This window comes from Megasphaera sp. DJF_B143, assembly GCF_900320625.1.
Taxonomy (GTDB): domain Bacteria; phylum Bacillota; class Negativicutes; order Veillonellales; family Megasphaeraceae; genus Megasphaera; species Megasphaera hexanoica.
In genome coordinates this window covers 1-8,642 of record NZ_ONTA01000293.1, presented here as the reverse complement: position 1 = coordinate 8,642, position 8,642 = coordinate 1, and the positions used below count along the sequence as shown (strand labels likewise).

Here is an 8,642-nt window from a genome sequence, read left to right as displayed (position 1 = left end):
TGAAGGTCATCCAGACAGATCCGGGCCTGCGTGGTGATACAGCTACAGGTGGCAGCAAACCGGCTACCCTTGAAACCGGCTATGTCGTCAAAGTACCTCTCTTCATCAACGAAGGCGAAGTTCTCCAGATCGATACCCGTACAGGGAACTATATCGGCAGAGCATAAGTTGTCATGGCAAGGGGCTGTCGTGAGAAGTGAAAGGCTTCTTGCGCCAGCCTCTTTTTTGTAGTCAGGTGACGCGTATGGAAACGACGAATCAAAATGACCTGGGCAGTATTCATATCAGTGATAAAGCTATCTCGTCCATTGCTGCCAGGACGGCGGCCCTCGTGCCCCACGTCCATGCCCTGGATGCGACGCTGGCTGAATCGGCGGCCCGCCGCCTTGGGCGGGGCAGTCTGTCCCAGGGAGCCGTAACCCGTATCAGCGGCAATGTGGCAGAAATCACACTGCGGCTGATCGTGGAAAGCGGATACCGTATCCCCGATATAGCCCTCAAGGTGCAAAAAGCGGTCAAAGATGCGGTAGAACGCGATACGGGCTGCCAGGTCGACGCCGTCCATATTCTGGTTGCAGGTATCGTCTTCCCGGAAGATAAGGAGGCAGGGCAATGACTGGCGAAACAAAAGACATTGAATTTTTCGTCAACGATTCCGTATATGTCCAGGTCGTGTCATTGGCACTGCAAGAATTTTCTGACCTGATTCCTGCCAAAGGCCGAAATGTGAATGTGCACCAGCAGGAAGGAACGCTGACTGCTGATATCCACGTCTATGGATACTACGGCGATAATTTGTGTGTACTGGCCAGGACTGTCCAGGAGCATGTGGCGGCAGCGCTGCAGGAAATGGCAGACCCGCAGACTCTGGAAGTCCATGTGACAGTCGATGATGTTGTATTGAAGGAACAATCCTGATAGGAGGTCCGCGTGAGCAGACATAGAGCACGCCAGAAGGCGTTAGAAATATTATTTTCCAGAGAATTCCATGGAAAAGATGACATTCAGTATCAAGAAGATGAAATCCTGAATTCTGTAAATGGAACAGATGATGAAGATACGCCGGTCGTACAGGATGAAGAAAATTATTGTGATTACCTGGTTACGACGACGACAGAGCATATGAATGAATTTGACCAGATTATCCAGTCTCTGGCAAAAGGGTGGGATGTATCCCAGATGAACCGGGCGGATAAGAACGTCATGCGTATGGCGTTATGTGAACTCCTATACCCGAAAGATGTGGATATGGCCGATGCGGTCATCCTCAACGAAGCCATTGAGCTGGCCAAAGAATTCAGTGGCCATAAGTCGTCCCGGTTCGTCAATGGCATTTTAGGGACGTACGTTCGTCAAAGGAAGTAAGAGGATATGAATCTCTATCTGGGAATCGACACAAGCTGCTATACTACATCAGTATGTCTTCTCGGAGAAGATGGACGTGTCGTACGGGATGAACGGCGTATCCTGACTGTACCCAGCGGTGGCCGCGGAATCTCCCAGTCTCAAATGGTCTATCAGCATACGCGGAATCTGCCGGAACTCATAGAACGGCTCCGCCCGGCGCTGGAAGGCAGCCGGATCGGGGCCATCGGGGTGACTCATCAGCCACGGCGCAGAGAAGACAGCTATATGCCGGCATTTCTGGCCGGATGGGGCTGTGCACGCAGTCTGTCAGCTATGCTTCAGGTGCCGTTATACTGCATCAGTCATCAGGAAAATCACCTCCTGGCAGCCCTTAGACCATTGGGAACGGTACCGGCGGATCCGTTTACGGGCCTTCATTTATCTGGCGGGACGACGGACCTTCTGCATGCCGTTGCCGATGAGGAGGGACTGTCCATTTCCCGCATTGGCGGAACGAGCGACATCAGTGCCGGACAGTTTATCGACCGCGTTGGTGTCGCCCTGGGATTTTCTTTCCCCGCAGGCGTGCATCTCGATGCCATGGCCCGGAAGGGAGATATGGACATCAAAGGGAGCCGCGTCTTTTGCCGCGATGGGGAAATCAGCTATTCCGGCCCGGAATCGCAGGCCCAGCGCCAGATAGCCGGTGGCACGGCCGATAGCTGTGCCATGAGCTGCTGGACGCTGAAGACCGTTTGGAACGGCCTTCAGGAACTGCTCGATGCAGGACTTGCCGGTGGCATGGATAAACTGGTTGCCGTAGGCGGCGTCATGAGCAACGGATTCCTCCGCAGCCAGCTGCTGCGTTATGCCGGCCGGCACCATGTCCGGGTCATCCTGGCCCCCGACGGATACAGCGCCGACAATGCCTCTGGTGCCGCATTCTGGGCACTTTGGAAGGAGAGGGGCCATTTATGAAATATGCATCGGTAACAGAGGTCGTACGGCGCATTAAAGATGATCTGCAGAGCGATTACCGCCTGCAGAGCATTGCCATGGAAGGCAGTATCATCGGCCTGAAGCGGGCGTCGAACGGCCATTATTATATGAATCTCCATGACGAAACGTGTTCTATCCGGGCCATTTTGTTCCGCAGTCGCGTAGGCCATTCTATGGATGGCGTGCGTGAAGGGGACCAGGTCGTAGTCATAGGGTCTATCAATGTCTATGAAAAAGGCGGCACTGTGTCCTTTATTATTGAAAAACTCTTTGCCCGTGGCGTAGGTACGCTGCAACAACAATATGAAAAGATCAAGAAAGAGTTATATGAGAAAGGATATTTTGCACCAGAGCACAAAAAAAATATCCCCCGGTTTCCCTGGACTGTCGGTGTCCTTACGTCGGCGACGGGGGCCGTTCTGCACGATATCCATAAAATAGCAGCTGAACGCAATCCCTACGTGGAGATCCGCTTGTTTCCTGTTCCCGTGCAGGGGGCAGGTGCCGAAACGGTCATTGCCAGGACTCTGGAAAAGGCCGGTAAGGATCGGAACCTCGACGTGCTCATTCTGGCCCGCGGCGGCGGTTCCATGGAAGACTTGTGGTGCTTTAATAGCCCACAGGTCGTACAGGCCATCTATGACGCTCAGGTACCGGTCATTACGGCTATCGGTCATGAGACCGATACGACACTGGCCGACTACGCTGCGGATGTGCGGGCTGCGACACCGACCCATGCGGCCGAACTGGTATTTCCCGACTTTGAAGAAATCCAGATGGACCTGGCAGCTATGGCAGACCAGGCGTATCAGTCTGTCATTCTGCGCCTCGATCGTCTGGAACGGGAATTGGGGCGGACCGTAGCAGCGCTGCAGACCCGCCGCTATGATGCATTCCTTTCTATGAAGGATGAGTCTGTATCCCAGCTGGTCCGTCTGGCCCGGCAGCATCTGGACCTGAAACTGACACGGGAAGCGGGGCGCCTGCAGGCTCTGAAAGCATCGCTCAGCGCTATGAATCCGGCCCTTCTGGTACGAAAAGGGTATGGGCAGCTGGAGCAGGGCGGTCATGTCCTCAAGGATATCCGCTCACTTGAGCAGAATCAGCTCTTGACGATACAACTCCTGGAAGGAACAATTTTAACGGAAATAAAAGAGGTAACAATCCATGGCAGCGACAAACGCAAAACTAAAAAACTTTGAAACGAATTATGCGACACTGGAAAAACTGGTGCAGGATTTGGAATCACCGGATCTGACGCTGGCCCAGTCACTGGACTTGTTTGAAAAAGCTATCAAAGTATCCCAGTCCTGCGAAAGCGCGCTGGAATATGCCCGGCAGCGGGCCCAAGTCCTGGCAGATATGCAGAAAGGGCCGGATACAGATACGCTGACAGAGGAGGGAACGCTCGATTTATGACGATACAGGAGTATTTACAGGATAAAAAACAAATGGTCGATCAGCGTCTGGCAACACTGCTTCAGACGGATGTACCCCAGTTTTCCCGTTTATATGAATCCATGAATTACAGCCTCCTTGCCGGGGGCAAACGGCTGCGTCCCGTTTTATTCCTGGCGACGCTGGAAGCATTGGGAAAGAATCCGGCAGAGTATCTCGATGTGGCCTGTGCTCTCGAATGCGTCCATACGTATTCTCTGATCCACGACGACCTGCCCTGCATGGATAATGACGACCTGCGACGGGGCAAACCGACGAATCACGTCGTATATGGGGCGGGCCTGGCAACTCTGGCCGGAGACGGGCTTCTGACTTTTGCCTTTGAACTCATGGCACGTCAGACCCGGCTTGATGCAGATAAGCTGCGCCAGTGCATCGCTGTCTTTGCCAGAGCAGCCGGACCGGCCGGGATGGTCGGCGGTCAGGCCTTTGACCTGGAAAGCGAAGGAAATAAGTCTATTGGCCTTAAAGGACTGCAGCTTCTGCACCGGATGAAAACGGGCGTTATTTTTGAAGCCGCCATTGATCTGGCGGCCATTCTGGGCGACGCGACGGAAGAACAGCGGCGCATTTTCGATGCCTATGCCCTTCATATGGGACTGACATTCCAGATTACCGATGATATACTGGATTTCACAGGTGATGAAAAAACACTGGGCAAGCCGGTCGGCAGTGATGCCAGAAACAATAAGGCAACGTATGTTACGATTTTCTCTCTGCCGGAAGCCCGGCGCATGGCAGAACAGGCTGCTGCCAAAGCCGTCGGAGCCATACAGCCGCTGGGGGATGGCGCCTGGTTCCTGCGCGATCTGGTAACGTATATGCTGACACGGGTCAGCTGAGGAGGCGGGAGCATGCAGCATAAGGAACGACTGGATGTCCTGCTCGTAGAACGGGGCTTGTCGGAAAGCAGAGAAAAAGCGAAAGCGACCATAATGGCCGGCCTGGTATTCGTCGATGGTCAGCGTCTGGATAAGGCCGGGACCAAACTGTCTCCCGATGTAGACATAGTGGTCAAAGGAAATCCCATCCCCTATGTCGGCCGGGGCGGATTGAAATTGGAAAAAGCCATGGCTGTATTCCCGATTGACCTTGCCGGCGTGACGATGATGGATATCGGTGCCTCGACAGGCGGTTTTACCGATTGTGCTCTCCAGAATGGCGCTGCCCGCGTCTACGCCGTCGATGTGGGCTATGGCCAGCTGGCGTGGAAGCTGCGTACCGATGACCGGGTCATCAATATGGAACGGACCAATATCCGCAATGTGACCGTTGCCGATATCGGAGCTCCCGTCGATTTTATTTCTGTCGATGTATCATTCATTTCCCTGCTTAAAATCATGCCGGCGGCTTCCCAGCTGCTGCGTATGGGCGGCAGCATGGTTACACTAATCAAACCGCAGTTTGAAGCCGGACGGGAGCATGTCGGAAAAGGTGGAATCGTCCGCGACGTCGCCGTGCATCGCGCGGTGCTCCGCCAGGTCATCAGTGGCATTGCCGGTTTTGGCATATCGCCGCTCATGCTGACTTTTTCTCCTATCAAGGGTGCCGACGGTAATATTGAATACTTGTTATACAGCCGTAAGGACGAACCATGCCACGATGATATTACGGACGACATCATTGATGATGTGGTCCGCCAGTCCCATGAAATGTAGGTGATACTATGCGCATCGGTATTTTTCCGAATCTGGTCAAAAAAGAGAGCACCCATGTGGTGCGCAAACTCATCGGATTATGTGAACATCATGAACTGCCCTATTTTCTGCCGGCTTATGTAGCACAGAGTACACAGGATTTTTATCATCATATCGATGCCGGCCACTTGCGCCCCCGTATGACCCTCTTTGATAATATTGACATCGCTATGGTGCTGGGCGGCGATGGCACGATCCTCAAACTGGCCAATCAATTTGCAGACAGGGGAATCCCTATCTGTGGTGTCAATCTGGGGTCGCTGGGGTTTCTCTATGAAGTAGAAACGCGGAATCTGGAACAGCGCTTCCATGACATACTGGAAGGACATTATTTTCTGGAAGAACGGATGATGCTCCATTCCGAACTGGATTATGAAGACGGGACGGTCCAGGTATTGCCCGATGCCCTCAACGATATCGTCATCGGCCATGGCAATGTAGGAAAGCTCATCCGCGTCGATATGAGCATCAACGACCATTTCGTACAGCAGTTCCCCGGTGACGGACTCATCGTATCGACACCGACGGGATCGACGGGGTATACATTTTCAGCCGGCGGCCCTATCGTATCGCCGGAAGTACGCTGCCTCATGGTGACGCCTATATGCCCGCATCTGCTCCTCAAAGTACCGCTGGTGCTGCATCATGAGGACCGGATTTCCCTGTCTGTTGCCAATAGCCGCAACGGCATCCGCATATCCGTCGATGGCATGATGGACCAGGAATTCACCAGGCATATGACCCTGCAGATTTACGAATCGGATAAAACGCTGAAGATGGTGCGATTCAGCAAAAACTATTTTTATAAAAATCTGTTTACAAAAATGATGGGAAATGATTGAAATGGAAGAGTATCTGTTAAAAAACGCTGTCAATGTGTCGCATATGTTGCTGGATCCGTTTATACCACGAGCCAGAGTACTCGTCGATATGACCTGTGGCAACGGGCACGATACGGCGTTTCTGGCAGCCCGTATGGCCCAGGATGCATCTCTATATGCATTTGACATCCAGGATAAGGCCATTGCATCGACACGGAAGCGTCTCTGTGATGAACGGCTTTTTTCAGACCGGGTACATTTACTGCAGGGATCGCATGACCAGCTCCTGGAACAGATACCAGGTGTAGTGGATCTGATTGTGTTTAATTTAGGTTATCTGCCTTCTGGTGACCATTCTCTTCATACGACCAGTGAAATAACTGTAAAAGCTATAAAAATAGGCTTGCATAAAATTGCGAAAAATGGGATAATTATGTTAGCAGCGTATCCCGGAACTGATGCGGGAGCCGTAGAAGCAAATGCCGTCCGCGCCTATTTGCAGACGGTGCCCCAGAAAGACTATGATGTCTCTATGTGGCAGCCGCTGAACCAGATACATTGTCCACCGCAACTATATATTGTACAGAAAAGAGGGTAATTATGAAGAGATTCCGTTATACGAAGATAAAAGAAATTGTGCAGTCCCGTCCGATTGAAACACAGGAAGAACTGGCCAAAGCCCTTCAGGAAGAAGGCATTGAAGTAACGCAGGCCACGGTATCCCGGGATATTAAAGAGCTGATGCTCATCAAGGTTCCGACCAGTGACGGCCATTACCGCTATGCCCTGAGCCAGGAACAGAACATGCTCATGTCCAAAAACCGCATGGCCCGCCTGTTTCAGGATTCTATCGTCCGTGTCGATTCGGCACTGAACCAGATTGTCATCCATACCATGCCGGGTTCGGCTAATATGGTAGCAGCAGCCATTGACCTGGCAAAGTGGGAAAATGTCATCGGCACGATTGCTGGCGACGATACCATATTGATTATAACCAATAGTACAGAAAGCGTTCCCAAGATTACGAAAGTCATCGTGACGCTTATGAAGGAATGATGGATGATGCTCCAATCACTGCATATCCATAATTTCGCCTTGATTGAAGACCTGCACATCAGTTTTGCCGATGGTGTGACCATCCTGACAGGGGAGACAGGGGCCGGGAAGTCTATTCTTCTCGATGCCATCGGCATGCTCTGTGGCAAACGGGCTTCTGCGTCCTTTGTCCGCCAGGGGACAGACGCATTCCTCGTCGAGGGTGCGTTCTTTTTTTTAGATAAAACAGGTGCCCTGGGTAAGGTATTAGAGGCGAATCATATTGAATGGGAAGACGGGCAGCTCATTATTTCCCGTAAATTCCACAAAAGCGGCCGCGGGTCTATCCTGGTCAATGGCACACTGGCGCCTACCAGTGTCGTACGGGCGATTTCGGCTTTTCTCCTCGATATCCACGGCCAGTTTGACAATCAGCTCATTTTTGATCCGGCCTATCATGTGACGATTCTCGATTCTCTGACACCGGAATTGAAAAAAGTGCGCCGGGAATATGACAATATGTATTCAAACTGGCGCGATTTGTGCCGGGAAGCGCAGAAGCTGCAGAAAGACGAGGGGGAAAAAGCACGTCTCCTGAGTATCCTCGATTTCCAGATTAAGGAAATCGAAGGGGCCCAGCTCAAGGAAAAGGAAGATGAAGAGCTGGAAGAAGCTATCAACAAAGCCTCGCATTCGGAGCATATCAAGGAAACTCTCCGGACGGCTCTCTATGCCTTTGAGGGCGGAGAGCGGCAGAAAGGTATGACAGAACAACTCGATGAAGTCCACCGGAGTCTGGAAAAAGCTTCTGCGTATGAACCGTCCTTTGCCGGCCTGGCTGCGCGTGTCGAGACACTTTCGTATGAACTGGAAGATATCCATGATAGTGTAGTCCGTTATGCCGATAGTTTCACCTTTGATGAAAATGCACTGGACCGGATGCAGTCCCGTCTGGCTTCTATTGAAAAATTGAAACGCAAGTATGGGTTTACCATATCCGACATCATGGAGTTCCTGAAAAAAGCCAAAGTCGATTTCAGCCGTCTGGACCAGTCAGAAAGTACGCTGGCTGAACTGGAAAAGCAGATACAGCAGGAAAGCCGTGCTCTCCGTCAGAAAGCAGGAGAACTCATGGAACTTCGTACGGCAGCAGACAAGGTGTTCCGGAAGAAAATGGAAGACACCTTGTTCCGCCTGGGACTTATCAACAGCCGTATTGCCTTTCATCTGGAACCCATGCAGGATATTACAGAGGAAGGGGCAGCCGCAATTGAGTTGTATTTTT

12 protein-coding genes and 1 pseudogene are annotated in these 8,642 nt (G+C 52.0%); all 13 read left to right on the top strand.

What is annotated here, in order from left to right:
• Positions 1 to 167, top strand: a pseudogene (locus DBO31_RS08535) (elongation factor P); the annotation flags it as partial.
• 77 nt (positions 168 to 244) lie between these two features.
• Positions 245 to 616, top strand: a complete 372-nt coding sequence (locus DBO31_RS08530; protein ID WP_150824936.1) for an Asp23/Gls24 family envelope stress response protein — start codon at positions 245 to 247, stop codon at positions 614 to 616.
• Positions 613 to 918, top strand: coding sequence for an Asp23/Gls24 family envelope stress response protein (locus tag DBO31_RS08525; protein WP_150824935.1), 306 nt, complete (start codon positions 613 to 615; stop codon positions 916 to 918). The genes DBO31_RS08530 and DBO31_RS08525 overlap by 4 nt, the downstream gene beginning before the upstream one ends.
• Before the next feature lie 12 nt (positions 919 to 930).
• Positions 931 to 1,365 carry a transcription antitermination factor NusB gene (gene nusB / locus DBO31_RS08520; RefSeq protein ID WP_059076005.1) on the top strand — a complete coding sequence of 145 codons (435 nt, stop codon included), beginning with the start codon at positions 931 to 933 and terminating at the stop codon, positions 1,363 to 1,365.
• 6 nt (positions 1,366 to 1,371) lie between these two features.
• A complete protein-coding gene (locus DBO31_RS08515) occupies positions 1,372 to 2,325 on the top strand; it encodes a peptidase (protein WP_150824934.1) in 954 nt (317 codons plus the stop codon).
• Entirely contained in the window at positions 2,322 to 3,548 is a 1,227-nt protein-coding gene (gene xseA / locus DBO31_RS08510; protein WP_150824933.1) for an exodeoxyribonuclease VII large subunit, read from the top strand. Before DBO31_RS08515 ends, xseA begins: the two co-directional genes overlap by 4 nt.
• The gene (gene xseB, locus DBO31_RS08505) at positions 3,514 to 3,765 is read left to right on the top strand and encodes an exodeoxyribonuclease VII small subunit (RefSeq protein ID WP_075581132.1); all 252 of its coding nucleotides are present in this window, start codon (positions 3,514 to 3,516) and stop codon (positions 3,763 to 3,765) included. The genes xseA and xseB overlap by 35 nt, the downstream gene beginning before the upstream one ends.
• Complete coding sequence (locus DBO31_RS08500) at positions 3,762 to 4,646, top strand: polyprenyl synthetase family protein (protein ID WP_059076009.1); 885 nt, start codon at positions 3,762 to 3,764, stop codon at positions 4,644 to 4,646. Before xseB ends, DBO31_RS08500 begins: the two co-directional genes overlap by 4 nt.
• A gap of 12 nt (positions 4,647 to 4,658) precedes the next feature.
• Positions 4,659 to 5,462, top strand: coding sequence for a TlyA family RNA methyltransferase (locus tag DBO31_RS08495; RefSeq protein ID WP_059076010.1), 804 nt, complete (start codon positions 4,659 to 4,661; stop codon positions 5,460 to 5,462).
• A gap of 8 nt (positions 5,463 to 5,470) precedes the next feature.
• The gene (locus DBO31_RS08490) at positions 5,471 to 6,343 is read left to right on the top strand and encodes an NAD(+)/NADH kinase (protein ID WP_059076011.1); all 873 of its coding nucleotides are present in this window, start codon (positions 5,471 to 5,473) and stop codon (positions 6,341 to 6,343) included.
• Position 6,344: 1 nt separating this feature from the next.
• Positions 6,345 to 6,920: a class I SAM-dependent methyltransferase gene (locus tag DBO31_RS08485; protein ID WP_113855768.1), complete on the top strand. Its 576-nt coding sequence runs from the start codon at positions 6,345 to 6,347 to the stop codon at positions 6,918 to 6,920.
• Positions 6,921 to 6,922: 2 nt separating this feature from the next.
• Complete coding sequence (gene argR / locus DBO31_RS08480) at positions 6,923 to 7,378, top strand: arginine repressor (RefSeq protein WP_059076013.1); 456 nt, start codon at positions 6,923 to 6,925, stop codon at positions 7,376 to 7,378.
• A 3-nt stretch (positions 7,379 to 7,381) separates the two neighbouring features.
• Positions 7,382 to 8,642, top strand: a 1,261-nt coding sequence (locus tag DBO31_RS08475; protein WP_234995447.1) for an AAA family ATPase, incomplete at its 3' end; no start/stop codon positions are given.